Below are 24,708 nucleotides of genomic sequence, written 5' to 3' on the forward strand. Positions count from 1 at the left end.
TCCTTACCACCACCAGCGTTGGCTGGGGCTGCGGTTGCAGGGCCACACCATCGTGTGCGCCCCGGGGCGGACCTGGCCGGCATCCACATCCAGGCATTTGCCGGTGAGCTGGCTCACAATCTGCCCACCCCGTGTCGACCAGCTCTGGCTGCGCGAGCCCGAGCAGGACCACAGCACCACCCGGGCGCCATCCCGTGGGTCGCCACGGTCCACATCGACGCACAGGTCGCGTACGCGGATCTCGCCGCCGCGCCCCACTGCAAAACGCTGGGATGCCGTACCGTTGCATTCGTACACCTGCAGGGTGGTGCCAGGCTGGAACTTGCCACCCCGCACATCGAGGCACAGGCGGCCGTCCACGCGGATCTCGCGCCCCCAGTCGCCACCCTGGCCGGGGTAGCCCGGGTACTCGGGGCGTCGGTCGTCGTCATGACGGTTGTGGTTGGCCAACAGGGCAATGCCTGCAATGGCGGCCACGGCCGCTACCGCCGCACCGGCATTGGAGCCGCTGTTGTTGCCGGAGGCATAGGTCCGCGTAATCTTGAAGCGGCCGCCGCAACCACCGTTAGTCCACAGCTCGCGGTTGGTCAGGTCATAGCCCCAGGTGCGGTTGAAGCGGCACGCTCCCTGGGTTTGTTCCACCAGGTCCACCTGGGTCACATCGTCCGCCAGACGGTAGGAGGTGTAGCCGCCGCTGGACTGCAAATCCACCAGCTGGTCCTGCGCCAGTGCGGGCGGTGTGCCCACGAGCAAGGGCAGGCACAGCAGCCATGCACGTTTCTGCAACGTATGGTCTCTCATGGGTTGACTCTCCTTGTTCCGATCCGGAGCCTTATGAATAAGTGCGGGGTACCAGGGGCCAATCCCCACGCACCTCTCACCAGTCGCATCATAGGGCGGTCAATCGTTCAAGAGGTTGGTCACAGGTCGCCGACTCCTCGCGTCATTACGATGGCCTGAACGCTCCGATTGGCACTGCTTGCTCACGGGAGCTGACGAAGAATCAGGTTGGACCTTCTGATAACGGGAGGTATGCGCCAGGCCCATGGCTGTGAACACGCCAGCCGTTGGGGAGTCTGCTGGCGCAGTACCTTCGCCGCTGTCACGCCTCCAGAATCTATTCCTTCTATTCCTGTCTGCGCCGGTACTTCAGTGACTTCAGCTCACTTGATTAGCAAAGCAGACCCGCTGCCGTGAATCCGAAAGACTGCCACTGCATTGACGAGGTCGTCGGCCTGACCGCGAAGGCTGGCCGCTGCGGCCGCCATCTCCTCCACTAGAGCAGCGTTCTGCTGAGTGGCTTGGTCCATCAGCGTGATCGCTTCGCCCACCTGCGTGACCCCCGCACTTTGTTCGGAGCTGGCGGCGCTGATCTCGCCCATGATGTGCGTGACGTTACGGATGCTGGCCACGACCTCGGTCATGGTTTGGCCTGCTTTGTCGACAAGGGCGGTGCCGTGCTCCACGCGGCCTACGCTTTCGGTGATCAGTTGCTTGATCTCCTTGGCAGCGGCGGCACTGCGTTGGGCCAGGTTGCGCACCTCGCTGGCCACTACAGCAAAACCTCGGCCCTGCTCGCCGGCGCGGGCGGCTTCCACCGCAGCATTCAGCGCAAGGATGTTGGTCTGGAACGCAATGCCGTCAATCACGCTGATGATGTCGTTGATCTTTCGGCTGGAGTCGTTGATGTCCTTCATGGTGGCGACCACCATGGCCACCACTTCGCCCCCTTGCTGTGCGACGGTTGAGGCCGAATGCGCGAGCCGATTTGCATTGACCGCGTTGTCCGCGTTCTGCTTCACGGTCGAGCCCAGCTGTTCCATCGATGCCGCAGTTTGCTGCAGGGCACTGGCCTGCTGCTCGGTACGCATTGACAGGTTCTGGTTGCCTTGCGCGATTTCTGCGCTGGCGGTGGATACGCTCTCCGATCCCTGGCGCACTCCTGCCACCAGGTTGGACAGGCTCCGTCGCATGGCTTCCATGGAGGCAACGACCGAAGCGATCTCGTCTTTGCCATGCGCTACCAGCGGGTTGGCCAGGTTGCCCCGCGCAAACTCCTGCGTCGCCTGGCTTGCCTCGCTCAGGGGCCGGACGATGGAACGGGTGGTGGCAACGCCCAGCACACAGGCAAACACCACCATGGTGATGCTGAGCAGGATCAGCTGAAACCGCAACGATTCAAACTGATGCATCGATTCCTGGCTGGCGCGTTTGCTGATGGCGTCGCTCTCGGCCAGGAAGGCTTCGATGTCTGCCACCAGCTTGTTCAGCAGGGGGCGGCATTCTTCGTTAATTTTCTTGATGGCCGCATCTTTTTCTCCCAGGCTCCCCAGCCGGGTGATCTCCAGCGCCACGGGGCCATAGGCCGCCTCGGTTTTCTTGATCTCGGCCAGCAGCTTGTTCAGAGGAGCGGTTTCCGGGGGGCCTGTCTTGAGGGCATCTTCCACTCCCTGTAGTGCTTTACCCATGCCTTCGTGGGCCACCCCTATGCGCCGGGTTTCTGCCTCAGCATCCTCCTTGGAGCCGGCGATCACCAAGTTGCGCGCAGACACGGCCCTCGCATTGGCCATATCAAGAACTCGGTTGCCCAGACTTTTGATCACGTTCAGGCGATTGACCTGGTTGTCCAGGCTCTCCTGCGTCATGGACTCTCCACGGATGCCCATGACGGCCACCAGAATCAGTGCGCAGGTCAGGACAACATAGCCAATGCCAAGACGCGTCTTGATGCTCAGGTTTTGCAGGACATTCATGCGATGGGTCCTCCAGCTGGTGGCAATGATGATGCACTTTTATGGACTAATGCACCATGTTTTCCATCTTTTGTGAGCACGTAGACACATGCGCGCGGGCGGAGCAGGTCGCCGCGGCGCGTCACAGCCTCTGATGCTGAGCCACTTTTTCGCCCCGTCAAGGTTTTTTTGACCGCGCACGGCAGGGCCTTGCGCGCCGTCCGCGGGGTTCCTGGAGTTCTTTCAGCGCATCGGGGGCGTCCAGCGCCGCCCTGTGGGTGTCAGCCCAGCTCCGCCGCCGATGGCAGGTACAACCCCTCGGCGGTGGTGATCGCGCGCGCAGCGCGTGCCGCCCGCGCGGTGGCGATGGCCGTGGCCTCGGCCGCCATGGTGGCCAGCACCATCATGCCCAGGCTCTTGCCGCTGCGGGCCGTACCCAGGCTGAAGAGGGTGTCGCCGTCGGACATGGTGTGCACCGGGTTGATGCTGCGCGCCAGGCCGTCGTGTGCGGCCACGGCGAGGCGGTGGGCCTGTACCTTGGTGATCACGGCGTCGGTGGCGACCACGCCGATGGTGGTGTTGGTGCCCGCCAGCAGGGGCTGGGGCGGGTCGCCGCGCAGCAAGGCGCGGCGTGTGTCGCGCAGGCGCAGGCCGTCGTCGGTACGGGCTCCGGCAATGACCTGGGCGGTGTCGGGGTCGATCACGTCGCCCAGCGCATTGCAGGCGATGAGCGCGCCCACTGTGACCCCGTCCACGGTGACCGAGGCGGTGCCGATGCCGCCCTTCATGGCACGCTGGATGCCGAAGATCTTGCCCAGCGCCGCGCCGGTGCCCGCGCCCACGTTGCCTTCGGCCGGGTCGGCGGTGGAGGCTGCCTCGCACGCCGCGTAGCCCGCTGCCGCATCGGGGCGGATGCGCATGTCGCCCACCAGCAGATCGAACAGCACGGCGGCAGGCACGATGGGCAGGCGGCCCACGGCCACATCAAAGCCCACGCCGCGCTCTTCAAGCCAGCGCACGGCGCCGGTGGCGGCGTCCAGCCCCCAGGCGCTGCCGCCCGCGAGCATGATGGCGTGCACCTTGTCCACCAGGTTGGAGGGGTGGAGCAAATCCGTCTCGCGCGTGCCGGGGGCGGCACCCCGCACATCCACCCCGGCCACGGCGCCCTCGCGGGTGATGATGACGGTGCAGCCCGTGGGGCGGCGGGTTTCGGTGAAGTGGCCGACCTCGATGCCGGCCACGCGGGTGATGCTGCCAGCGTCGCCAGCCAGTGTGTTGGAGGAACTCATGGCCGTTGATTATGGTGCCCATGCGTCGTCCGACAGTTGCGCAGCATCAGGGCCCCGGCGCTGCGCGTGGAGTCGCTTCAGGGCGCTTTCTCGATCCGCTGGACGTGGTATGCGCCGCTGATCTGCTCGGCCCGAAAACGCACCTTGTCGCCGGGTTTCAGATCGCCCACCACGCTGGCGTCGGCCACGCGGAACACCATGGTCATGGGCGGCATCTCCAGGTTCTTGATCTCGCCGTGCTTGAGGGTGAGGCGCAGGGTGCGTGGGTCCCACCGGGTGATTTCGCCTTCGCTCAGCTCCGCCTGGGGCGCGGGCGATGCGGCGGCTGCGGGGTGGTGGCTGCTGTGGCTGTCTGCGGCGGCTGCTGCGGGGGCTTGGGCCAGGGCAGACCCCGTGCCCAAGACAAGCAGGCTGGCAGCCAGCGGGATGCAGAAGAGGTGCTTTTTCATGTCGATGCCTTTTTGTTGTAGCTGTTGAACACGCGCGTGCTGCCGTCGTGTGCCACCAGCAACACGTCGTATGGGTCGCGCCGGTCGCCGTACACGGCGCCGTCCATGCCTGGCGAGCCCACCGGCATGCCGGGCACGGTCAGGCCCAGGGCCTTGGGCTTTTGCTGCAGCAGCTTGCGCACGTCGCTGGCGGGCACATGGCCTTCCACCAGGTAGCCGCCCACCAGCGCGGTGTGGCACGAGCCCAGCTTTTGCGGCAGGCCCAGGCGGGCGCGCACGGCGTTGTTGCCGGTGGCGTGCACCTTCACGGCAAAGCCGTTGGCTTGCATGTGGTCCACCCAGTCCTGGCAGCAGCCGCAGTTGGGGTCTTTCCACACTTCCAGAGGCGTGGGTGGGCGGTTGCCGGCGCGGGACCCACCCGGCAGCAAAGCGACAGCCAAACCCGCGCCCAGCAGGGGCAGGGTGGTGGCGAGCCATTGGCGGCGGGCAGGGCTGGGGAGCGCGGTCATGGATGCGGATGCAGCCCGAGGGCGTTGGAGGGGCATGGTGTTTCTCCTGGCGTTATGGATGGCGGGGCAGCACGGTGATGGTGCCGGTCATGCCGGCCTGGTAATGGCCGGGGATGAGGCAGGCAAAGTCAAAGCTGCCTGCTCGGTTGAAGTGCCACACGATGTCGCCGGCCTTGCCCGCCGCCACATGGGCCATGTAAGGCTCGTCGTGTTCCATGCCCGGGTGCTTTTTCATCATCTCGGCGTGCTGGTCCAGCTCCGTCTTGGTGCCGATCACGATCTCGTGCAGCACCTGGCCTTTGTTCTGGGCGCGCAGCCGCACGGTGTCGCCCTCGCGCACTTCGATGTGGCGGGGGCTGAACCGCATGTCGTCGCCCATGCGCACGGTGATCGTGCGGCGCACCTGCTGGGCGTCGCCTGCAATGCCCCAGTCTTTTTGCTCTTTGACCACGGGGGCTGTGGAGGTGCGGTGGGGCATGTTTTCATGCCCATAGGCAGAAAAAGTGCCGAATGCGCTAGTGCACATTGCCCAGGCAGCTATGAATTTAATAGTGTTCATGGTGATCGTTGGCATCAATGTTGGTGGCCGCTGGCAGCGGGCTTGCGTGCATTGGCCGCGCCTGGGGCGGTGCCTGGGGTGTCGGTGCGTGCAGGGCGTGGTGTGGCGGCCGGGGCGCCTTGCCATTCAAAGGCCTGGGTGCCACGTGGCTGCCTGAAGTCGCCGGGGTCGGCATAGCTGCCTGCGGGTTGGTCGGCGCGCACCTTCAGGGTGGTGAACATGCCGCCCATCTCCAGCGGGCCGAAGGGGCCGGTGCCCGTCATCATCGGGAAGGTGTTGTCGGGCAGCGGCATCTCCATGGCGCCCATGTCGGCCATGCCGCGCTCGCCCATCACCATGTAGTCGGGCACGATCTTCTGGATCTTGCCGACCAGGCCGCGGTGGTCCACGCCGATCATGGTGGGCACGGCGTGCCCCATGGCGCCCATGGTGTGGTGGCTCTTGTGGCAGTGCAGGGCCCAGTCGCCGGGTTCGTCGGCAATGAACTCCACCTGCCGCATCTGGCCCACCGCCACGTCGGTGGTCACCTCGGGCCAGCGCGCGCTTTTGGGCACAGGACCGCCGTCGGTGCCGGTCACTTCAAACTCGTGCCCGTGCAGATGGATGGGGTGGTTGGTCATGGTGAGGTTGCCCACGCGGATGCGCACGCGCTCGCCCTGGCGCGCCACCAGCGGGCTGATGGCGGGGAACACGCGGCTGTTCCAGCACCAGATGTTGTGGTCCAGCATGGTGTTGACCTTGGGGGTCATGCTGCCGGGCTCCACGTCAAAGGCGTTGAGCAGAAACGCGTAGTCGCGCTGCACCTTGGCGATCTGTGGGTGGCTGCCCTTGGGGTGGGTGATCCACAGGCCCATCATGCCCATGGCCATCTGCACCATCTCATCGGCATGCGGGTGGTACATGAAGGTGCCGGGGCGGCGCGCCACAAACTCGTACACGAAGGTCTTGCCGGGCTGGATGGCGGGCTGGGTGAGGCCGCCGACGCCGTCCATGCCGTTGGGCAGGCGCTGGCCGTGCCAATGGATGGTGGTGTGCTCGGGCAGGCGGTTGGTGACGAAGATGCGCACGCGGTCGCCCTCGACCACCTCGATGGTGGGGCCGGGGCTCTGGCCGTTGTAGCCCCACATGTTGACCATGAAGCCGGGCGCCACCTCACGCACCACGGGCTCGGCCACCAGGTGGAACTCCTTGACGCCCGCGTTCATGCGCCAGGGGGCGGTCCAGCCGTTCAGGGTGACCACGGGGTTGTAGGGGCGGCCGGTGGGCGGGTGCAGCGGTGGCGCGGTGTCGGCGCTGGACTGTGTGGCGGGCTCGGGCAGCGCGGCCAGGGCCACGCGGCTGACGGAGGCTGCAGCCACGGCCGTGGCGGCGCCAGAAAAGAAATTGCGGCGGTTCATGTCAATGGCCTTGTGGGGTGGTGGAGGCTGCGGCGCCGGAGGTGAGGCCCTGCAGGGCACCGGGCGAGGTACCCGTCAGCGCCAATTGCAGGTCGGTCTCGGCCAGCCAGAAGTCGCGCTGCGCTTCGATGGCGTTGGCCACGGCCTGCGTGCTGTTGCGTGCTTCGGCCAGCATGTCCCACACGCTGGCCAGCATGCCGTTGTAGCGCAGCGTGGTCTCGTCGGCGATGAGCTGGCGCAGGGGTACCACTTCAGCCTGCTGCTGGCGCGCCAGGTCGAGGGCCGTGCGGTAGGTGAGCCAGGCGGCACGCACCTCGCTGCGGGCGCGCACGGCGGTGTCTTGCAGCTGGGCGGCGCTTTGCTCCACCTCGGCCTGGGCGCGGGTGCGGGCTGCACCACCCCAGTCGAACAGGGGCAGGGGCAGCTCGATCTCCCAGCCGCGCTTGATGTCGCTGCGGCCGGTGTCGCGTTCGGTCGCGGTGTTGCGGCTGTATGCCAGCCCAATGTCACCAAACACGGCGCCCGCACGGCTCCAGCCCTGGCGCGTTGCCTGGGTGTCCAGCTGGCGGCGGGCAGCTTGCACGTCCAGCCGCTCGCGCAGCGCGGTGGCTTCGATGCCATCGGCGGGTAAGGCGGTGGCGGGCAGGGGCGGCAGCTGCTGGGCCAGCTGGTATTGCGCCTGCGCGCCCCACAGGCCCATGCGGCGGTTGAGCTGCTCACGCTCGGTGGCGGCGGCCAGGCGGGCGCGGGCACGCTGGCGGGTGGCCTCGTGCAGCACGGCCTGTTCGCGGGCTTGTTGCAGGCGGCTCCAGTTGCCCACCTGCGCCATGCGGTGCGCCAGCTCGGCCCCGGCCTCGGCGGCTTCCACCATGCGGTCGTGCGTGGTGGCCACCTGCTCAGCGGCCACCGCCCGCAGCCAAGCGCGGCGGGTGTCTGCGGCCAGTTGCACCACATCCTGCGCGGCCTGCAGCGTGGCAATCTGCAGGCGCTCGGCCTCGCGCTGGGTGCGCCAGGGCAGGGTGATGAGGTCCATCAGGCCAAAGGCCAGGGTGCGTTCGATCTCGCGTTCCTGGCTGTTGGTGAAGCGCCCCAGGGTCAGGTGCGGGTTGGGCAGCGTGATGGCCTGCACCCGCTCGGCATCGGCCACGCCCAGTGCGGCCAGCCGGGCTTGCAGGCCTGGGTTGTTGAGCAGGGCAATGCGTACGGCGGCGTCTTGTGTCAGGGGTTGTGCGAGCCAGCCGTCAATGGACTGCTGGGCCTTTGCGCGAGCGCTCGGGTCTATGGCGGGCAAGGCCGCCTGGGGCGCACCGGCGGTACGGCCCGCCGTGAGGGCCGCGACATCACTGCGCAGGCCATCGGGCGACACGCTGGCGCAGCCCGCCAGCAGGGTGGCGGCAGCCAGTATGGAGAGGCGATGTGCGCTGATCATGGCTTGCCCTTCTGCTCGGGGTGGTGGGCGGGGTGGGCACTCCCTGCGCTGCCGTGGTGCATCTCATGGGCTGTGCCAGGCGGCTTTCCATGGGGCATGCCGTGTTGCATGCCCTGGTGGTGGTGTGGCATGGGGGCCGCTGCGGAGGATGCGGGCGCGGGGGGCGGTGCGGAACCGCGCTGCGCCTCCCAAGCCACGATGTCCGCATGGCCGCGCGGAAATGCGCCCACGGCCTCGTGTGCCTGGCGCCAGGCCTGGGGAGTGGGCAAGGCGTCCACCAGCGGGGGCTGCGGCGGCATGGCCGTGTAGGGCAGGGGAGCGGTGGGTGCATCGGCGCGGGTGGCGTCGGGTGCAGATGGGCTCTGGGCTTGCGCCAGCAAGGGCGACAACAGGGCGAGGCAAGCCAGTCGCATGGGCCACGATGGCCCGGGCGACGGCGAGGAGAGAAAAATAGCAGGGGCGCGCATGGCGATCTCCAGACAACGAACGAAAAACACGGCGCTGCCGCCCGATGGGCCCCGTGTCTCGGAGTCAGTCAGGCAATGGCAGACGCACTTCGGGCGTCGGAGATCAGGCGATGGGTGGTTTGATGGTCAGCGCTGCGGGGGCGCTGTCAAACTGCGCGGAGGCCAGGGGCAGCAGGGCTCTGGCCGGCAGGGGGGCGGGGGTCAGCGATGCGGGCAGGCCCAGCATGGCCGAATGGCAAATTTCGCAGGCCGAGCAGCTGGCGCTGTGGTGGTCGTGGTCGCTGTGAGTCGGGCAGCCCGTGCCGTGGTCCTGGCACGCTGCAGAGTGGCTGGCAGTAGTGTGGTCGATGGCGGGCTCGACGGCCGGACCATCATGGTGGGCGTTGGCGTTGGCGTTGGCGTTGGCGTTGGCGTTGGCGTGCGCGTGGGCAGGTGTCGAGTCCTCGGCCTGGGCAAGGGTTGCGGAATGATCGTGGACATGGCTGTGGTCGTGGGCCATGCTTTCCGCCACGGGCTGATGCGCCCCCGCGTGCTGCGCCGGGCCTGCAGGCAGCAGCGGCGCCACGATGCCCGCTGCCATGGCCGTGCCTGTCAGGCCCCGAAGGACCAGCACCACCATCAGCAGGAAGAAAAAGCCGCGACGCATGCTTCAATGATACGGCGGGGCGGCCCAAGGTTCCAAAGGCACGCCCTTTTCTGGCCCGGCGCGCCGGGGCAACCGGCCAAGGACCCTGAGGGCAAACCCGCGCAAATCGTGCATGCCTTTTTGGAACATGGGCAGTACCATGTGACGAAACACGTCGGTTCCCACCTGTCCATTTTTCCGCAGGTCCCGGCCAACGTGTTTCCAAGCGTCTTTCTCTTGCACAGAAAGGTCGGTATGCCCCCATGGGTCGCTGGAATGTGGAGCACCTTGTCCGCGCGGATTCGCTGGCTGGTGCTGTGGGCCACGCTGCCGGCGGTGCTGCTGGTGGTGTACCAGGCACGGACCCACCGCACAGACGCGATCGCCGCCGCCGAAGAGCGTGCGCTGCAGACCTTGCAGTCGGTGGCCGGCACCCAGCAACGGCTGATTCAGAACACCCGCCAGTTTCTGCAGCAACTGGCCGCCATGCCGCCGGTGCACGACCCCGCCGCCCCCCAGTGCGGGCGCTATTTGGCCGAAGTGCTGTCGCTGAACACCACCTACGTCAACATTGGCGTGCCACGGGTGGATGGCGAGCTGCTGTGCAATGCGCGGCCGCTGAAGGCGCCCGTCAATGTGGCCAACCGCCCGTATTTTCAGCAGACGATCTCGGGGCGGGACTTTGCGGTGGGCAGCTTCCAGGTGGACCGCGCCGCCCAGGTGGCCAGTGTCAACTTTGCCTACCCGGTGATTCCACCGGGCACGCAAGACGTGGTGGGAGCCGCCGTGGCGGTGGTGTCGCTGGAGTGGTGGAGCCTGCGGCTTACCGACCTGGGGCTGCCGGACGGCGCGGTGGCCCGCGTGTCCGACCCCGACGGCCGCGTGCTGGCGCGCTACCCGCCCGATGCCAGCGAGCTGGGGGCTCCGTTTGCCGATGGCGAGTTCCGCGCCCTGGTGCTGCAGACCCCGCAGGGCCAGCGCCAGCGCACGCGCGCGGATGGCACCCCTGAGCTGGTGGTGTTCCAGCCACTCATCGAGGCGGGCGGGAAGCCCGTGGCCACCATGAGCCTGGCCGTGCCGCTGGACAACCTGTACGCCACAGCCAACCGCCGCATGTGGACCGAGATGGCGTTCTTGCTGGGTGGCCTGGTGCTGTCCTTTGCCGTGGCGCAGGTGGGGGTGCGGCGCGGCGTGATGCGGCCCCTGCGGCGCCTGCTGCACGCCACGGACGAGTTGGCCGAGGGGCGCTATGTGTCGCGCGTGCCCGCCACGGGCCTGCAGGAGCTGACCGAGCTGGGCCGCCGGTTTGACCGCATGGCGCTGACCCGCCAGAAAGCCGAGGCCGAACTGCGCCAGAGTGAGGAAAACCTGGCCATCACGCTGCACTCCATCGGCGATGGCGTGATCGCCACCGATGCGCAGGGCCGCATCACCCGCATGAACGCGGTGGCCGAGCGCCTGACGGGCTGGCCCCTGGCCCAGGCCACGGGGCAGCCCTTGCCCGAGGTGTTTCGCATCGTCAACACCGGCACCCGCGAGCCGCAGATAGACCCGGTGCAGCTGGTGATGGACCGGGGCCAGGTGGTGGCATTGAGCAACCACACCACCTTGCTGGCCCGGCATGGCGCCGAGTACCACATTGCCGACAGCGCTGCCCCCATACGCAACGCGCAGGGGCAGATCGTGGGCGTGGTGCTGGTGTTCAGCGACGTGAGCGAGTCCTACCGGGTGCGTCGCAAGCTGGAGGACAACGAGGCGCGCTTTCGCACCCTTACGGCGCTGTCATCCGACTGGTACTGGGAGCAGGACGCGCAGTTTCGCCTCACTCATGTCGAGGGCCGGGCCGATGACCGGCTGGTGCAGGAGGCCGCGCTGCACATGGGCAAGACCCGCTGGGAGCTGGCCGCACCGGGCATGAGCGATGCGCTGTGGGAAGAACACCGCGCGCTGCTGGAGCGCCACCAGGAGTTCCGCGACTTCGAGTTCGAGCGCCGCGACCAGCAGGGCTGCTCGTACTGGGTGTCCATCAGCGGCACGCCCGTGTTTGATGACGACGGTGTGTTTTGCGGCTACCGGGGTGTGGGCAAGGACATCTCGGCCCGCAAGCGCGACGAGAACGAGCTGCGCATTGCAGCCATTGCGTTCGAGTCGCAAGAGGGCATGATCGTCACCGACGCGGACACCCTCATTCTGCGCACCAACCGCGCGTTCAGCCGCATCACCGGCTACAGCGCCGATGAGGTGGTGGGCCGCCGCACCAGCCTGCTGGCCTCGGGCCACCACGACAAGGCGTTTTTTGATGCCATGTGGGCCAGCCTGGCCAGCACCGGCGAGTGGAAGGGCGAGCTGTGGAACCGCTGCAAGAGTGGCGAGGTGAACCTGCACTTCATGGCCATCACCGCCGTCACGGACCAGCACGGGGTGCTGACGCACTACGTGGCCACCCTCAGCGACATCACCCAGCGCGCGGCGGCAGCGCGCGAGATCGAGCACCTGGCGTTCTACGACCCGCTCACCCACCTGCCCAACCGCCGCCTGATGATGGACCGCCTGCAACAGGCGTTTGCCACCAGTGCGCGCGCGGGCCTGCAAGGGGCTCTGCTGTGCCTGGACCTGGACCACTTCAAGACCCTGAACGACACCCTGGGCCACGACATGGGCGACGTGCTGCTGCAGCAGGTGGCCCAGCGGCTCACGGCCTGCGTGCGAGAGGGCGACACCGTGGCGCGGCTGGGCGGCGACGAGTTTCTGGTGCTGCTGGAAGACCTGGGCGCCCTTGCCACCGATGCGGCCGAGCAGGCGCAGGCGGTGGGCGAAAAGATTCTGGCCGCGCTCAACCAGCCCTACCAGCTCGCATCGCACCATGTGCACAGCACCACCAGTGTGGGCGCCGTGCTGTTCAGCGGCCAGGGGCAGACGGTGGAAGATGTGGTCAAGCATGCCGACTTGGCCATGTATGCCGCCAAGACCGCAGGGCGCAACGGCATCCGGTTTTTTGACCCCCGCATGCAGGCCGCTGTCACGGCCCGCGCGGCGCTGGAGAACGACCTGCGCACGGCGCTGGAACAGGGCCAGTTCACGCTGCACTACCAGGTGCAGGTGGGCTGCGGCAAGCACGTGGTGGGGGCCGAGGTGCTGATCCGCTGGAACCACCCGGCACGTGGCATGGTGCCGCCGTTCGAGTTCATCCCGCTGGCCGAAGAGACCGGGCTGATCCTGCCCATCGGCCTGTGGGTGCTGCAGACGGCCTGCACCCAGCTGCGCCGCTGGCAGGACGACCCGGCCACGGCCCACCTGCAACTGGCGGTGAACGTGAGCGCCCGCCAGTTCCGCCAGGCCGACTTCATGGAGCAGGTGGTGGCCGTGCTGCGGCAGACCGGGGCGCGGCCCGACCGCCTGAAGCTGGAGCTGACGGAGAGCCTGGCGCTGGACAACGTGGACGACACCATCGCCAAGATGAACGCGCTGCGCGCGCTGGGCCTGCGCTTTTCGATGGACGACTTTGGCACCGGCCAGTCGTCGCTGTCGTACCTCACGCGGCTGCCGCTGGACCAGCTCAAGATCGACCAGAGCTTTGTGCGCAACATCGGCATCCAGCACACCGACGCGCTCATCGTGCAGACCATCATCGGCATGGCGCAGAGCCTGGGCATCGACGTGATTGCCGAGGGCGTGGAGACCGAGGCGCAGCGCGCGTTTCTGGAGCGCCACGGCTGCACGCTGTGGCAGGGCTACCTGTTCAGCCGCCCGGTGCCCATCGAGGCGCTGGAGCAGCGGCTGCACAGTGGGCTGGGCTGGCAGGTGTCGTCGTAGTACTACACCACCCTAAACCGCCATGTAGCGGCCCGGCCGGTGGTTCATGGCCAGCACCAGGTTGAGCGCCACGGCACCCGCAATGGACCAGGCCACGCGCAGGGGCTCCACCGTCCACAGGGCCAGCAGCACGATGACGCAGTCCACGGCCATCTGCACCTTGCCCGCGCGCCAGCCGTAGCGGTCCTGCAGGTACAGCGCGGCAATGCCCACGCCGCCCAGGCTGCAGCGGTGGCGGAACAGCACGAGGAAGCCCGTTCCCGTAATCAGCCCGCCGGCAATGGCCGCGTACAGCGGCTGCAGCTGCGCAAATTGCAGGAACTGCGACTGCAGCTCAGTCAGCAGCGACAGCAGCAGCACCGCGATGAAGGTCTTGACCGTGAACGCCCGGCCCAGCTTGCGCAGCGCCAGCCAGTAAAACGGCAGGTTGAGCACAAAGAAGATCTTGCCAAAGCCGATGCCCGTGGCGTAGTGCAGCAAAAACGCCAGCCCCGCCGTGCCACCTGTGAGCAACCCCGCGCTGGTGAAAAACGCCACCCCCACCGAGATGAGCAACACCCCGGTGAAGATGGCCACGGCGTCTTCCGTCAGGCTGTGGGGCACGACCAGCGGGGCAGGGGTTGCGGGGGCGGCAGGGGCGCGGGAGGGCATGGGCAAAAAGCAAAAGGAATGAAGGCTGTGCCCGCGGCCCCCGGGGCAGAGGGCGGCGCACAGGCAGTGGATTGGACCATGCAAGCCCCATGCCGGGCTTGTCGTGCGTCAACTTCGGGGTGCCAGCTTGCCATCGCACCAGTCAACCGGTCACTCCTGATTTGATAGCTGCCAGCGCATATGATTCAAGCGCTAGCATCGGTTTTTGACTGAAATTGGGTGGCCGATAGGCTGGCAGCCGCCAACGCCCCGTCGATCAGCTGCGTGATGTGCGGCTGCGACGCCATGGGCGCCAGCGCACTGACCTGCGCCCGGCCCGTGTTGCCGATGGGCAGCCGCGCCAGCGCGTGGCCCAGGGGCACCAGGGCCAGTCGCAGTACCTGTCCACCGGCCTCGCGCCAGTCGCGCAACTGCAGGGCGTAGCGCAGCATGGCTGTGTGCGACCGCCAATGCAGGGACAGCGTGGTTTGCCCCAGCACATGCGCGGCCTCCAGCCAATGCCAGCGGGTGGCAGGCGGTGCGTCGGCATCGCGCGCAAACGCTGCCAGCAGGTGGTCGAATGCGCGCTCCCTGTGCAAGGGGTCAGCCATGGGTGCTGCCGCGTGGTGCGCCGCCAGCTGGCGCCAGCGCCGTTGTCGGTAGAACACCTGGGCAAACGTCGCGCTCAGGGGCGTCATCAGCCAGGGCAGGTGGCGCGCGACCACGTCAATGTCGTCGGTGTAGAGCGTGTGGCCGTCCGGTAGCGGCTGCAGCGTGATGCGGTGGTCCCAGCGCCGCATCAGCGTGCCCTCGCCGTTGTCGCGCAGCGTGGGCCATGCGTCGTCCTGCCCGGCGGGCTCGATGGAGATGCGCACGGTTTGCGAGCCAATGGGCAGCAACCCCAGCAGCCACATCTGCAACGGCAGATCCCCGGGAGACCAGTGGCTGGGCCAGGGCGCGCCGCCGGGGCGCGTGAACCGCACCAGCGGCGCCGTGATGTGGCGAAAAACGGCAGTGCTTTGCAGTTGCGCAGCCACCCATTCGGGCGGTGCGTTGAGCGGAGTGGACAGGCGTACGCGCATAGATCAGTGCCCGTGTGCTGCGGGGGCGCCGGCGGTGCTGGCCAGCTCTTGCCGTGCGTGGCGGATCACGCTCCAGCCGCCGCTGATGGCCAGGCCCGCCATGATGGCCGCCACCGCCAGGTCGGGCCAGGCCGTGCCCGTGCCCAGTACCCCCAGCGCGGCCGCCATCACGGCCAGGTTACCGAGCGCGTCGTTGCGGGTGCACAGCCACACGCCGCGCATGTTGGCGTCACCCTCGCGCCAGGCGTAGAGCAGGGCGGCCACCCCCAGGTTGGCCGCCAGCGCCAGCAGGCCCACGCCACCCATGGTGAAGGGCTCGGGCGGCACCCCTTGCCACACCCCCCACGCCACCCGGCCGATCACGAACACGCCAAAGGCCAGCATGCTGGCCCCTTTGAGCAGCGCGGCACGTGCCCGCCAGGTCAGCGCCATGGCCAGCACCCACAGCGACAGCCCGTAGTTGGCTGCATCGCCCAGAAAGTCGATCGCGTCGGCCAGCAGCGACGCCGAGCCCGACTGGGTGCCCGCGCCCAGTTCCACCACAAACATGGCGGCGTTGACGACGAGCGCAATCCACAGGATGCGGCGGTAGCGCGGGTCTGCGCTGGCGGGGGCGTCGTGACTGTGGCCGGGCGCGCCGTGCTCGTGGTGGCCGTGATGGCAATGGGCGGACATGGTGTTTTCTCCTGGCGGTTTTGGAAAGCGATGGCATCATTGGAAACCTTGAAGTCACTTGAAGGTCAAGCCCATGGATCCCCACGCTGCACAGTTCCGCATCGGCGAGGCCGCCCAGCAGTCCGGCGTGTCGGCGGCCAACATCCGGTATTACGAAAAAGAGGGGCTGCTGCTGCCCGGCGCGCGCGGCGACAACAGCTACCGCCTGTACAGCAGCGCCGACGTGCACCAGCTGCGTTTCATCCGCCTGTGCCGCGCCATGGACATGTCGCTGGACGAGGTCAGGACCTTGCTGGCGCTGGACTGGGACAGCAAGACGGCCTGCCATGCCGCCTGCGACACGCTGGATGCACATCTGGTGCATGTGCGCACCCGCCTGGCCGAGCTGCAGGCGCTGGAGGCCGACCTGCAGGCGCTGCGCAGCCGCTGCGACGGCGCTGACGCCACCTGCCACATCATCGAAGCGCTGCATGCGCGGGCCGACGCGCAGCCCGTAGGCGCCGCCGCCACGCCCAGCCAGGGCAAACGGCATGTGTGAGCAGTTGTTGTGCGGTGTGGCGGTGTGCGTGCTATTTGCTATTTAATTGATAGCTACTCAGGCATATTCTTCTAGCGCTACCGCCAGAAAATGGCCCAAATATCTCCAGCAACCTGCCATGGGCTGCCCTGGCGCATGCCCCCGCTATGATCCGCCCATGATCTCGCGCCTTCCCGGCCTCTCCCTGCCCGAACGTGTGTGGAACACGGCGCGGCGCTGGGCGGTGGCCTGGTGGCGCATCCTGTACCTGGGTGCGGTGGTGCTGGTGCTGGTGTTGTCGCCGTCCAGCTACGGCAAGGGCACCCGCCGCGCGCTGGCCCGGCACCTGTATCTGGACACGGCGCCGGTGCTGCTGGGCTTTACGGTGCTGGCCGCGCTCATCAGCCTGGTGCTCACACGCATCGTGGTGGTCACGGCGCTGAGTTACGGCCTGTCGCGCTACGCGCTGGAGATGGTGATCCGCGTGCTGGTGCTGGAGCTCATCCCGCTCACAGCCGCCTTGTTTGTGGCCATGCGCTGCACCATTCCCAACGGCTCGCAACTGGCGCACCTGCGGCTTACGGGCCGGTTCGAGGCGCTGCGCCGCCAGGGCTCCGACCCCGTGCGCATCGAACTGCTGCCCCGCGTGATTGCCGGGGTGTTTGCCTGCGTCACGCTGGCTGCGCTCAGTTGCGTGGTGGCGCTGGTGCTGGCGTACCTGGGGGTGTACGGCTTCAACATGGCGGGGCTGCCGAGCTATACGCGCATGTTCGGCCAGGTGTTTTCGCCCAGCGTGACCATGGTGTTTGTGCTCAAGACCCTGTTCTTCAGCCTGGCCGTGGCGCTGATCCCCATGGCTGCCGGGCTGTATGACAGCGGCGAACGCACCCAGCCCGACTCGGAACTGGGCGGCCTAGCCCGCATGTTTGCGGTGCTGCTGCTGATCGAGGTGGCATCGCTCATGGGCAATTACTACTGACGGCCTGCGCCAGTCGCACCCACCCGGACCCACCCGCACAACCCCACGACATGAACGACCACCCTCCCAAGCCATCGCATGGCCCCGCTGCACCTCCTGCCGGGGCTGATATTCTCCCGGTCGAGACCCTGCGCCCGGTGGCCTATCTGGAACTCAAGGCTGCAGCGCTGCTGCTGTTCACCCTGGCGCTCATCGTGGGTTCGGGCCTGTACCTGCTGTACGCGCGGGGCGCTTTCGAGCCCACACAGACGCTGGTGCTGACGGCCGATGACTCCGAAGGCGTGGTGGTGGGCATGGACATGACCTTCTCGGGCTTTCCCATTGGCCGCGTGCGGCGCATCGAGCTGGCCGAATCGGGCAACGCCCGTATCCTGGTGGACGTACCCCGCAAGGACGCACACTGGCTGCGCGAGTCCAGCGTGTTCACGCTGGTGCGCGGCCTGGTGGGGGGCACCAACATCCGGGCGTACTCCGGCATCCTCACCGACCCCGCACTGCCCGATGGCGCCGTGCGGCCGGTGTTGCGCGGCGACGCTACGGCGGAGATCCCGCAACTCATGGCCACCGCACGCGAGCTGCTGACCAACCTGAACGCCCTCACATCGCCCGACGCCGCGCTGGGCAGCACCCTGACCAACGTCAAGGCCCTCACGGAGCGGCTCAATGGCCCGGGCGGTGCCTTGGGCGTGCTGATGGGCAACGAAACCGACGCGAAAAAGATCGTGGCCACGCTGGAGCGCACCAACGCGCTGCTGGCACGGCTGGACGGCATGGCCGCTCGCGCCGATAAACAGGTGTTTGGCAGCGAGGGCAACAAGGACGCGCTGGTGCCCGAGGTGCGTGCCACCGTGGCACAGCTCAACGGCTTGCTGACCGACACCCGCACCAGCCTGAAGAGGGTGGACGCGGTGCTGGTGGAGGCCCAGGCCATCGGCGCCAATGCCCGCGAAGCCACCACCGACCTGGGCGCGCTGCGTGCCGAGGTGGAAAGCAACCTGCGCAAGGTGGAAAGCCTGGTCAACGAGATCAACCGCAAATGGCCCTTTGCACGCGACACGGAGCTGAAGCTGCCATGAACCCCTTTGCTGCATATCGTTTGCGGGCTGCCTTGCGGCTCCTGTCCGTCGGCTGCGCCTTTGCGGTGGCAGCGTGTTCCAGCCAACCCCCAGTGCCTGACTGGCAGATGAACGCCCAGGGTGCGGCCCAGAAGGCCATCGAGGCCTATCTGTCTGGCAATGCGCGCGTGGAAAAGCTTGAATGGGACCGTGCTCGCGCCGAAGTGGCGCGCACGGGCCGCCTCGATCTGCTCGCCCGCCTGGAGCTGATGCGCTGTGCGGCCCAGGTGGCGAGTCTGGTCACCGAACCCTGCGAGCGTTTTGAGGCCTTGCGGGCCGATGCCGCAGCGCCCGAGCAGGCCTACGCCGACTATCTGGCGGGCCGCGTTCAAGCCGGTCAGGTGGCTCTGTTGCCACCCGCACAGCGTGCCGTCGCTACGGCGGGCAACACTACCAGCTTGGCGGGCATTGCCGACCCTCTTTCACGCCTGGTGGCGGCGGGTGTCTTGTTGCAGACAGGGAAGGCCAGCCCCGCAGTCATCGCCACAGCCACCGAGACTGCGTCGGCACAGGGCTGGCGCAGGCCGCTGATGGCGTGGTTGCTGCTACAGGTGCAACGGGCTGAAGCCGCTGGAGACGCTGCTGCAGCCGACGCCTTGCGCCGCCGCGTGAGGGTGGTTGAGGAGTCGGCGGGCTTGCCCCGTTAGCCAGTCACGCCACGCGGGGGCGATGGGTAAGGCATTGGATACCGGACGCGAGGCGCCATCAAAGTGGCTGCTTCAACAGGCGCGCTCGCAGTGACTTTGGGCCCGTAACAGGGCTCTGGTCGCCGCCGGTAGCGGCTTCTATCAGCGCAGGCGGGCCTGCAATTGGGTCTCGATGTCGTCCCGCTCCATCGCGAACTGCTGGGGGCTGATTTCGTTGGACTCCAGCTTGCGGGCTACCGACAGCAGCAGCACGGTGTTTTCAAGGCGCGTGTCCTGCTGCAGCGAGGGGGGCAGGGCGGTCAGGCGGTCAAAGCTTTGCTTGTAAAGCTCGCTCCAGCTCATGGCCCCTGCCTGGGCCTGGGCCCTGGCACCGTCATACCAGCGCGAGAACTCGTCCAGGGCGTTGTCGCGGGGGCTGGAGCAGCCAGCCAAAACGGCCAACAGCGCCATCGATCCCCAGAATTTTGGGTAATGAATCAAGGAAAAACGGTTTGCAGAGATGCGAAAACGTGTGGTCACGATCGTCCTCCATTCCAGAATGCCACCGAAAACTCCCGGTGTGCAGCGCCGAATGGTACTCCGATGCTATGCTTTTTGCTACTGTGTTGCTCTTTGGACCCACATACTCTGCAACGCAGCGCCAACGATGCCGGCTCGCTCCGGCGCTCAGTGATCCAGAAAGCTGGTGGACAAGATCTGATCCAGCCCCGTGAGCCCGTTCGACATCGAGTCCACAGACTGCACAGCCACGTCCGGCATCAACAACGACACCGCCGCCAGCACTGCCAGCACCACGGTGCCGATGAACGCGACCAGCGCGCGCGCTCCCGGCGGTAAGGAATGGCGTTTCATGATGAAGTCCTTTTCAGCAAAAAGGGGTGAGGGGCCGCAATGACCTCCCAGGGCAACCTCAATGGCTGCTGGCTAGGATTTCAGCAAAGTGCCGCAGTTCCGCGTGTAAGACAAGTGCGATACCGGGTGTCTATCGGGAACTGTTACGGGCTGTTGCCTTTACAAAGAATCCGGAAACCTTCGGCTTCCCGTCAGCTGGGGGCGTGCACTGAATAAGCCCGCTGAGCAGCGCCTGGAGTGCGCTGTGGACGTGCTGCGGAAGATGCCATTGGAGCAACCAACTCGTGTCCTCCCCGCCGGATAGGGTTCAAGGCTTGGGCGCCTGAATCCACGCGGTAATTTGTCCAATCGCTTCCTGCTCCATGCCGATGAACCCATGCCAGTGCTGCGCCGCGCACTCGTCTCCCACCGGGTTGGAACCGCCATCCACCACCATCAGCTTTTTGACGGGTGCCCGCGTCAGCCCTTGGAGGATGGCGGACGTGCCGCTGGCCTGGCAGTGTTTGCAACCGTCCTGGGCGTGGTGGTAGACCAGCACCGGCAGCTCGATAGTCTGCAGATTTTGTGCGGGCACCGCGCCCGGTGTGCTTCGGCGCACGATGCTGGAGGTCAGCACCAGTCCTGCAATCACCGGGTCTTTGACATGAACGGCCATGGCTGTCGCGGACACCGTGCCTCGGCTGGTGCCCACCACCCACACCGGCAGGTCACTCTGGCGCTTCACAAATTCCAGCACCTTGGCGATGTCGGTCATGTGCGCCGCACCTGTGCGTTCGGTCCAGCCCAGCTCCATGTCGCTGGGCCGCCCAAAGATCGCCACGTTGTATCCATGCGCTGTGAAATACGGCGCAGACCGGACGAGAAAGTTGCCGCCGGTGGCGCGACCATCCTCCACTTTGCCGAACCCGCCCGCGCCGCCTGGAAAAAGAAGTACCGTGGCCTTGGCTTTCGGCGCAGCCTCCCAGAACAGCGTGTGGGTCACCCCGTCGCGGGTGGGCACTTTGAACAGCATCCCTTCCGCCCACGCTGGCACCATCAGGGTTGCCAGCCCCCAGCAGATACCGAAGAACTTCCAACGCATCAGCATGTGCAGACCTCCAGGGGGTTCATTGACAGCACATCAACCGGAGCGCCGCGTGGGCAAGGTTCAGCGCGTAGCCGAGGCGCACAAAGCCAACGTCCGCAAAAAAGGCCCGCCAGACAACAAAAAACCCAGATGACCGAAATCATCTGGGTTGATATATGGCGGAGAGGGCGGGATTCGTCCAATCCGAAGAACTTTTTCAATAAAATCAAAGGCTTACGGAAATTGGCAGCTTCGTCACCGTATGACCTCCCGTATGACCTAGAAGATTCACGGTGAAGTTTACCGCGTCTGGTTCGCGCCAGAAGTGAATCCAACTGGTCTGACCGGACGATATTCAGTTGTTCGTGGAGGCAACTTTCAAGCGCCCACCGCCCGCGCTTTCTTCCACGCCCGCCGTGTAATCGGATGGAGCCCGGGTGGCCCCTGAAGCGTTACCCATCCTGCATGAAGTCCCACGAAAGGCTCGCATACCAGAATCCCGCGACAACCATCCCACTGTGAAGGCCAAGACATGGGGCCGACCTTGCTCCATCGACTCAATTCGGCGGCCTGAGGGGCATCGCATCCGCCGGGTTCGGTAAGAGTCGTTCTGGCTGGCCAGGGGCTTCGCTGTCCGGTGCGGGCATCTGGACCCGATGGTTATTGCGGCTCCAGAAACTGCGGGAGGTGCACCCCACCCCGTGGAGCTGTCTCAGGTGGGTACTTGCCCGCTACGGAAAATTTTGCGGCTCATTGCAAAGCCGAGAAATGAGTATCGTGTTACAGTTCAAGTCCTCATCAGCGCAATATCTCGCGCAAGAACACGACTCCACCTGCATATCGCTGCGGGCGTCGGATTGTCGTGTTCTTTAAAAAATCCCGCCGTCCAGGCAGCCATCGATAACGCGCAGACTCGCAAACTACCCTGCCACGACCGATGGTGGCGCCTATTACGCAATCCATTTCTCCTTGTTGACCTAATGTCAACAGACTTTCACACGTCCTCTTTTCAAGCCCCGCTCGCCGGGGCTTTTTTATTTCTGAATTCAAAATGCAAAACAAATTCCAAATCTCTTTTTATGAAAATTCGCAAGGCGTCACTGTCGGCTCCTTGAGCATCGGCCACCAAAAGCTGCTCGATACAACGCACCCTGCGACCATTGCCTACGCACTTCAAGCAATGAACGCAGAGTCTGTCGAAATAACACATGAATCCACGAGCTTTGAGATTCCCCTCCCCGGCGTGATGCTGATGTCCCGTCAATTGGAATCGCTGGGTAAACATGCGCACTGGGTTTCGCATTTTTTGATGTTCTCGCAGATTGATTCATTCAACCCGCCAGCGATTGATGACCGGGCAGACATTCACCTCCGGACAGCCATCCACTTTCTACCTAAGGGACTCGTCAAGCGCAAGCCGACAAGTGCAAAGCCCCAGGATTGGACGAAGAAGCTGAATTTCCGAAAGGGCTTCATCTACTTCCCCTTTTGCTGAAAGGCCTGAGGAAGGCCTGTTCGCTCAGGGATAGGCGGGTTTGACTTCCGAAGCTAAAACTAGATTCGAATCAATAAACACCTAAGAAAATAATTGTGATTAAGCTAACACCTATCAAAACGCCCCTGCTCTTTGAAAATGCCGGTGAGATTGAAAATTGGAAAAAAACTTTCTCAAATCACGGTGGATTAGATATAGAGACTGGTGCCTTCGTTCCATTGAGAAATGTCAAGAAGATGCTCGAAGAAAGCTCCTGCGCAGTCAGTTTTATTATGGATTCAATTGCGGGAGCTTCTGAATATGGAAGCATCGCGCTTTGCGACTATTCTGACTTTAAAGAGCTTTTCGCCAAACTAAAAGAAATCGGAATTTTCCTGCAGGCGCTTGCAGAATACGGGGAATGCTTTTGGCTCAATGAGCGACATCTTCACGCATTCTTTAATAATCTTATATACGACGAAATGGATTGCATCTCCTATGCCAGCATTGCCAACTGGCTCGAAGATAATGCTGAATGAGTTTGTTGTTGCTGTTAGAGCAACGTCACATTGCCCCCCATAGAGGAGACCGGGCAGCGCTCCCAACTGGCGAATAGGTCTTGAGATGTCAGGTGCAAACGCCCAAGCGTTTCCAATCTCCGAATGGCCGCAAGGCAGCGAATGCCTCGCGGTTCAGCTTCACCATTTCATACCGCCGATATCGGAGGAATCCGTGCTGCTGTACGCATCGCTGTCAGAAAGTCCAGTGCTAGCGTGATGGTCGAATGACGTACCGGTATCGCCGTAGGTTTTTCCCATCACGTCCACCATGCCTCCATCGAGCATTGGTGTGCCATCTACGTTGGCTGTCGGCCCGCCGTAGCCCGCGATACCTGCCGCAGCTAAGGCACCTCCTGCCCCCAGCTGGTCGACCACACTTTTGCGACGAAGGCGTTCTTGCTCATTTCCCGCCTCGTCCACCCAACGACGCGCAGCCCCTGCCCTACTCACACGGCGGATAACAGCTTGGATGACACCGATGGCGGCTCCGAGCCCAAAGAGCAGTTCCCCCGCACGAATCGGCCACACATAAAAAGGTTTTCCCCACACCTTGTGTTCGGGCGCAAAAAACAAGCCGATGAAATAGAGGAGCAATCCGCAGGTTACAAGAACGGACCAGATGTAAATACCACGTTTCATGGAGCTGATTCTTTCAGGTGGGATGTGGTGCTGCAACAATATGTTACATGGAGCGCATGGTGATGCCATAGAACAAATCCGCTCCGGAAGAAAGCCCTGTGAGACTTGAAATCTCACAGGGCGAATCAGTCTTGGGCTTGTTACCTGGTTACCTCCGCCGCCACAGAAGAGGGCTTGGCAATCTTTGCTGCCTCAAAGGCGATGATGAGCAGCGTGCCCGTTGGCCTGCCTTCACGTGACAGATAGAAGTCCGTCTTGAGTTTGCCCGTGACCTTCACGAAATCGCCCTTGTCGAGCAACGGCCTGCTGTCTGTCATGACCCGCACCGAGTACCAAGTGGGCTCGGTACCGACGCCGCGCTGACTCTCAGCCAGGCGAAATTCGAAGTACGCCTTGCCGCTGGCCTTGCTCTTCTTCACCTCTGGTTGGGTGGCAACGTTTCCAAAAACTTGCATGCGATGTCCTTTGTGAACGCAGGGCGGATGCCCTGTCTGGTTCGTGTAGCAACCTGGCTCGTTCCGGGTCAGTGCACGGTCTCCTGCGGTGAAGCCTCGGTAAGCGCATGACCGGAAGTGAGCATGGAGACACTCACATCAGTCACCTCATGCCCCATCACGAAGCTCGGGATGGCATCTGCGCGACCGAGCGTCAGCATCGCCATAAGCATGTCGCCAAGACCCGCTTCTGCAGGCGGCCTTTGGGCGCTTGTGCACAACCGCAGCAGTGGCTGAATGTCCTCCTCGCCGGTGGGTTGACCCGGTATCACCACCGCCTGCAGCTCTCCGGCGCGCCCCAGCGAGAAACCATGGCGTGCCTCGGGCATCGCACGGAAGAACGCTGCAGAGGCCGGTTCCCAAAGAGGCAGAACGAATCGATGTTGGTGGCCTTCGATTTGGTGCGTTACCACTCCCCAGCGGCTGCCAGGTGTCGAAGTAAATGCGCTCACGCGAAACGGAATAGCGATAGCTGGAGTGCGTGAAAAAAGCTCATAGGTTGCTGCCTTGACGTCTCCGCAGAGCATCCAGCGCTGCTCGTAGCACTCTGTCTCATGATGAGGGCGATGCCGGGTGGCCGCGGCGACTTCTGCAGGAGACATCAGGCGCCCCATGGCAAACTGCGTCTCCAGGTTGTGCTTCGATGGCTCGTATGTGAGCTGTCTCAATCTGTTCATGGTTGTCCTTACAAAGCGCGGTATCGCGCAGT

26 protein-coding genes are annotated in these 24,708 nt (G+C 65.0%); 7 read left to right on the top strand and 19 right to left on the bottom strand.

Translation table 11 applies throughout. From position 1 onward, the window contains the following. Positions 1 to 3 precede the first annotated feature (3 nt). From ACODSU_RS11125 to ACODSU_RS11170, 10 genes are all read right to left on the bottom strand, one after another. Positions 4 to 801 carry a lectin gene (locus ACODSU_RS11125; protein WP_488842343.1) on the bottom strand — a complete coding sequence of 266 codons (798 nt, stop codon included), beginning with the start codon at positions 799 to 801 and terminating at the stop codon, positions 4 to 6. A gap of 362 nt (positions 802 to 1,163) precedes the next feature. After that, positions 1,164 to 2,753 (bottom strand): methyl-accepting chemotaxis protein, encoded by a 1,590-nt coding sequence (locus ACODSU_RS11130; protein WP_488842344.1) that lies wholly within the window; start codon positions 2,751 to 2,753, stop codon positions 1,164 to 1,166. A gap of 260 nt (positions 2,754 to 3,013) precedes the next feature. Further along, positions 3,014 to 4,021 (bottom strand): P1 family peptidase, encoded by a 1,008-nt coding sequence (locus ACODSU_RS11135; protein WP_488842345.1) that lies wholly within the window; start codon positions 4,019 to 4,021, stop codon positions 3,014 to 3,016. A 77-nt stretch (positions 4,022 to 4,098) separates the two neighbouring features. After that, the gene (locus tag ACODSU_RS11140) at positions 4,099 to 4,470 is read right to left on the bottom strand and encodes a copper-binding protein (protein ID WP_488842346.1); all 372 of its coding nucleotides are present in this window, start codon (positions 4,468 to 4,470) and stop codon (positions 4,099 to 4,101) included. Continuing rightward, entirely contained in the window at positions 4,467 to 5,015 is a 549-nt protein-coding gene (locus ACODSU_RS11145; RefSeq protein WP_488842347.1) for a DUF411 domain-containing protein, read from the bottom strand. Before ACODSU_RS11145 ends, ACODSU_RS11140 begins: the two co-directional genes overlap by 4 nt. A gap of 16 nt (positions 5,016 to 5,031) precedes the next feature. After that, on the bottom strand, positions 5,032 to 5,538 hold the full coding sequence (locus tag ACODSU_RS11150) for a cupredoxin domain-containing protein (protein ID WP_488842348.1): 507 nt from the start codon (positions 5,536 to 5,538) through the stop codon (positions 5,032 to 5,034). Between the two features lie 14 nt (positions 5,539 to 5,552). Then, on the bottom strand, positions 5,553 to 6,935 hold the full coding sequence (locus ACODSU_RS11155; protein ID WP_488842349.1) for a multicopper oxidase family protein: 1,383 nt from the start codon (positions 6,933 to 6,935) through the stop codon (positions 5,553 to 5,555). Position 6,936: 1 nt separating this feature from the next. Further along, a complete protein-coding gene (locus ACODSU_RS11160) occupies positions 6,937 to 8,364 on the bottom strand; it encodes a TolC family protein (protein WP_488842350.1) in 1,428 nt (475 codons plus the stop codon). Then, complete coding sequence (locus ACODSU_RS11165; RefSeq protein WP_488842351.1) at positions 8,361 to 8,777, bottom strand: hypothetical protein; 417 nt, start codon at positions 8,775 to 8,777, stop codon at positions 8,361 to 8,363. Before ACODSU_RS11165 ends, ACODSU_RS11160 begins: the two co-directional genes overlap by 4 nt. A 157-nt stretch (positions 8,778 to 8,934) precedes the next feature. After that, positions 8,935 to 9,477 (bottom strand): hypothetical protein, encoded by a 543-nt coding sequence (locus tag ACODSU_RS11170; RefSeq protein ID WP_488842352.1) that lies wholly within the window; start codon positions 9,475 to 9,477, stop codon positions 8,935 to 8,937. Between the two features lie 267 nt (positions 9,478 to 9,744). Here ACODSU_RS11170 and ACODSU_RS11175 point away from each other — a divergent pair, with 267 nt between their 5' ends. Continuing rightward, complete coding sequence (locus ACODSU_RS11175) at positions 9,745 to 13,269, top strand: EAL domain-containing protein (protein ID WP_488842353.1); 3,525 nt, start codon at positions 9,745 to 9,747, stop codon at positions 13,267 to 13,269. A gap of 12 nt (positions 13,270 to 13,281) precedes the next feature. On the opposite strand, the gene ACODSU_RS11180 is transcribed toward ACODSU_RS11175, so the two are convergent. The 3 genes from ACODSU_RS11180 to ACODSU_RS11190 all read right to left on the bottom strand — a co-directional run bounded on the left by ACODSU_RS11180 (position 13,282) and on the right by ACODSU_RS11190 (position 15,656). Then, complete coding sequence (locus tag ACODSU_RS11180; RefSeq protein WP_422847097.1) at positions 13,282 to 13,920, bottom strand: YitT family protein; 639 nt, start codon at positions 13,918 to 13,920, stop codon at positions 13,282 to 13,284. Between the two features lie 185 nt (positions 13,921 to 14,105). Next, positions 14,106 to 14,981 carry a DUF3703 domain-containing protein gene (locus ACODSU_RS11185; protein WP_488842354.1) on the bottom strand — a complete coding sequence of 292 codons (876 nt, stop codon included), beginning with the start codon at positions 14,979 to 14,981 and terminating at the stop codon, positions 14,106 to 14,108. A 3-nt stretch (positions 14,982 to 14,984) separates the two neighbouring features. Further along, positions 14,985 to 15,656 carry a cation efflux transmembrane domain-containing protein gene (locus ACODSU_RS11190; RefSeq protein ID WP_488842355.1) on the bottom strand — a complete coding sequence of 224 codons (672 nt, stop codon included), beginning with the start codon at positions 15,654 to 15,656 and terminating at the stop codon, positions 14,985 to 14,987. 73 nt (positions 15,657 to 15,729) lie between these two features. Here ACODSU_RS11190 and ACODSU_RS11195 point away from each other — a divergent pair, with 73 nt between their 5' ends. The 4 genes from ACODSU_RS11195 to ACODSU_RS11210 all read left to right on the top strand — a co-directional run bounded on the left by ACODSU_RS11195 (position 15,730) and on the right by ACODSU_RS11210 (position 18,914). Continuing rightward, a complete protein-coding gene (locus ACODSU_RS11195; protein ID WP_488842356.1) occupies positions 15,730 to 16,194 on the top strand; it encodes a Cd(II)/Pb(II)-responsive transcriptional regulator in 465 nt (154 codons plus the stop codon). 157 nt (positions 16,195 to 16,351) lie between these two features. Further along, complete coding sequence (locus tag ACODSU_RS11200) at positions 16,352 to 17,152, top strand: MlaE family ABC transporter permease (protein ID WP_015014693.1); 801 nt, start codon at positions 16,352 to 16,354, stop codon at positions 17,150 to 17,152. 50 nt (positions 17,153 to 17,202) lie between these two features. Beyond that, positions 17,203 to 18,228 carry an MlaD family protein gene (locus ACODSU_RS11205; RefSeq protein WP_488842357.1) on the top strand — a complete coding sequence of 342 codons (1,026 nt, stop codon included), beginning with the start codon at positions 17,203 to 17,205 and terminating at the stop codon, positions 18,226 to 18,228. After that, entirely contained in the window at positions 18,225 to 18,914 is a 690-nt protein-coding gene (locus ACODSU_RS11210; protein ID WP_488842358.1) for a hypothetical protein, read from the top strand. The genes ACODSU_RS11205 and ACODSU_RS11210 overlap by 4 nt, the downstream gene beginning before the upstream one ends. A 141-nt stretch (positions 18,915 to 19,055) precedes the next feature. On the opposite strand, the gene ACODSU_RS11215 is transcribed toward ACODSU_RS11210, so the two are convergent. From ACODSU_RS11215 to ACODSU_RS11225, 3 genes are all read right to left on the bottom strand, one after another. Then, the gene (locus tag ACODSU_RS11215; RefSeq protein WP_060986203.1) at positions 19,056 to 19,364 is read right to left on the bottom strand and encodes a hypothetical protein; all 309 of its coding nucleotides are present in this window, start codon (positions 19,362 to 19,364) and stop codon (positions 19,056 to 19,058) included. A 216-nt stretch (positions 19,365 to 19,580) separates the two neighbouring features. Beyond that, a complete protein-coding gene (locus ACODSU_RS11220) occupies positions 19,581 to 19,766 on the bottom strand; it encodes a hypothetical protein (protein WP_015014689.1) in 186 nt (61 codons plus the stop codon). 307 nt (positions 19,767 to 20,073) lie between these two features. Further along, entirely contained in the window at positions 20,074 to 20,853 is a 780-nt protein-coding gene (locus tag ACODSU_RS11225; protein WP_488842359.1) for an alpha/beta hydrolase, read from the bottom strand. A 1,030-nt stretch (positions 20,854 to 21,883) separates the two neighbouring features. Here ACODSU_RS11225 and ACODSU_RS11230 point away from each other — a divergent pair. Beyond that, positions 21,884 to 22,327: a hypothetical protein gene (locus tag ACODSU_RS11230; protein ID WP_488842360.1), complete on the top strand. Its 444-nt coding sequence runs from the start codon at positions 21,884 to 21,886 to the stop codon at positions 22,325 to 22,327. 95 nt (positions 22,328 to 22,422) lie between these two features. Further along, positions 22,423 to 22,845 (top strand): hypothetical protein, encoded by a 423-nt coding sequence (locus tag ACODSU_RS11235; protein WP_488842361.1) that lies wholly within the window; start codon positions 22,423 to 22,425, stop codon positions 22,843 to 22,845. Positions 22,846 to 23,004: 159 nt separating this feature from the next. Here the strand turns inward: ACODSU_RS11235 and ACODSU_RS11240 are convergent, their stop codons facing one another. The 3 genes from ACODSU_RS11240 to ACODSU_RS11250 all read right to left on the bottom strand — a co-directional run bounded on the left by ACODSU_RS11240 (position 23,005) and on the right by ACODSU_RS11250 (position 24,676). Then, positions 23,005 to 23,505: a hypothetical protein gene (locus tag ACODSU_RS11240; protein ID WP_488842362.1), complete on the bottom strand. Its 501-nt coding sequence runs from the start codon at positions 23,503 to 23,505 to the stop codon at positions 23,005 to 23,007. A gap of 140 nt (positions 23,506 to 23,645) precedes the next feature. Continuing rightward, positions 23,646 to 23,960, bottom strand: a complete 315-nt coding sequence (locus ACODSU_RS11245; RefSeq protein WP_488842363.1) for a single-stranded DNA-binding protein — start codon at positions 23,958 to 23,960, stop codon at positions 23,646 to 23,648. Between the two features lie 68 nt (positions 23,961 to 24,028). Beyond that, positions 24,029 to 24,676 (bottom strand): hypothetical protein, encoded by a 648-nt coding sequence (locus ACODSU_RS11250; protein ID WP_459263431.1) that lies wholly within the window; start codon positions 24,674 to 24,676, stop codon positions 24,029 to 24,031. Positions 24,677 to 24,708 lie beyond the last annotated feature (32 nt).

The sequence above is a fragment of the Acidovorax sp. FG48 genome, assembly GCF_057809085.1.

Coding starts and splice junctions, on each gene's coding strand:
- ACODSU_RS11170 (WP_488842352.1), bottom strand. CDS start 9,477: ATGCGTCGCGGCTTTTTCTTCCTGCTGATGGTGGTGCTGGTCCTTCGG.
- ACODSU_RS11215 (WP_060986203.1), bottom strand. CDS start 19,364: ATGGCGCTGTTGGCCGTTTTGGCTGGCTGCTCCAGCCCCCGCGACAAC.
- ACODSU_RS11145 (WP_488842347.1), bottom strand. CDS start 5,015: ATGCCCCTCCAACGCCCTCGGGCTGCATCCGCATCCATGACCGCGCTC.
- ACODSU_RS11150 (WP_488842348.1), bottom strand. CDS start 5,538: ATGAACACTATTAAATTCATAGCTGCCTGGGCAATGTGCACTAGCGCA.
- ACODSU_RS11125 (WP_488842343.1), bottom strand. CDS start 801: ATGAGAGACCATACGTTGCAGAAACGTGCATGGCTGCTGTGCCTGCCC.
- ACODSU_RS11160 (WP_488842350.1), bottom strand. CDS start 8,364: ATGATCAGCGCACATCGCCTCTCCATACTGGCTGCCGCCACCCTGCTG.
- ACODSU_RS11205 (WP_488842357.1), top strand. CDS start 17,203: ATGAACGACCACCCTCCCAAGCCATCGCATGGCCCCGCTGCACCTCCT.
- ACODSU_RS11220 (WP_015014689.1), bottom strand. CDS start 19,766: ATGAAACGCCATTCCTTACCGCCGGGAGCGCGCGCGCTGGTCGCGTTC.
- ACODSU_RS11185 (WP_488842354.1), bottom strand. CDS start 14,981: ATGCGCGTACGCCTGTCCACTCCGCTCAACGCACCGCCCGAATGGGTG.
- ACODSU_RS11230 (WP_488842360.1), top strand. CDS start 21,884: ATGCAAAACAAATTCCAAATCTCTTTTTATGAAAATTCGCAAGGCGTC.
- ACODSU_RS11240 (WP_488842362.1), bottom strand. CDS start 23,505: ATGAAACGTGGTATTTACATCTGGTCCGTTCTTGTAACCTGCGGATTG.
- ACODSU_RS11195 (WP_488842356.1), top strand. CDS start 15,730: ATGGATCCCCACGCTGCACAGTTCCGCATCGGCGAGGCCGCCCAGCAG.
- ACODSU_RS11155 (WP_488842349.1), bottom strand. CDS start 6,935: ATGAACCGCCGCAATTTCTTTTCTGGCGCCGCCACGGCCGTGGCTGCA.
- ACODSU_RS11250 (WP_459263431.1), bottom strand. CDS start 24,676: ATGAACAGATTGAGACAGCTCACATACGAGCCATCGAAGCACAACCTG.
- ACODSU_RS11190 (WP_488842355.1), bottom strand. CDS start 15,656: ATGTCCGCCCATTGCCATCACGGCCACCACGAGCACGGCGCGCCCGGC.
- ACODSU_RS11245 (WP_488842363.1), bottom strand. CDS start 23,960: ATGCAAGTTTTTGGAAACGTTGCCACCCAACCAGAGGTGAAGAAGAGC.
- ACODSU_RS11180 (WP_422847097.1), bottom strand. CDS start 13,920: ATGCCCTCCCGCGCCCCTGCCGCCCCCGCAACCCCTGCCCCGCTGGTC.
- ACODSU_RS11225 (WP_488842359.1), bottom strand. CDS start 20,853: ATGCTGATGCGTTGGAAGTTCTTCGGTATCTGCTGGGGGCTGGCAACC.
- ACODSU_RS11210 (WP_488842358.1), top strand. CDS start 18,225: ATGAACCCCTTTGCTGCATATCGTTTGCGGGCTGCCTTGCGGCTCCTG.
- ACODSU_RS11140 (WP_488842346.1), bottom strand. CDS start 4,470: ATGAAAAAGCACCTCTTCTGCATCCCGCTGGCTGCCAGCCTGCTTGTC.
- ACODSU_RS11130 (WP_488842344.1), bottom strand. CDS start 2,753: ATGAATGTCCTGCAAAACCTGAGCATCAAGACGCGTCTTGGCATTGGC.
- ACODSU_RS11165 (WP_488842351.1), bottom strand. CDS start 8,777: ATGCGACTGGCTTGCCTCGCCCTGTTGTCGCCCTTGCTGGCGCAAGCC.
- ACODSU_RS11200 (WP_015014693.1), top strand. CDS start 16,352: ATGATCTCGCGCCTTCCCGGCCTCTCCCTGCCCGAACGTGTGTGGAAC.
- ACODSU_RS11135 (WP_488842345.1), bottom strand. CDS start 4,021: ATGAGTTCCTCCAACACACTGGCTGGCGACGCTGGCAGCATCACCCGC.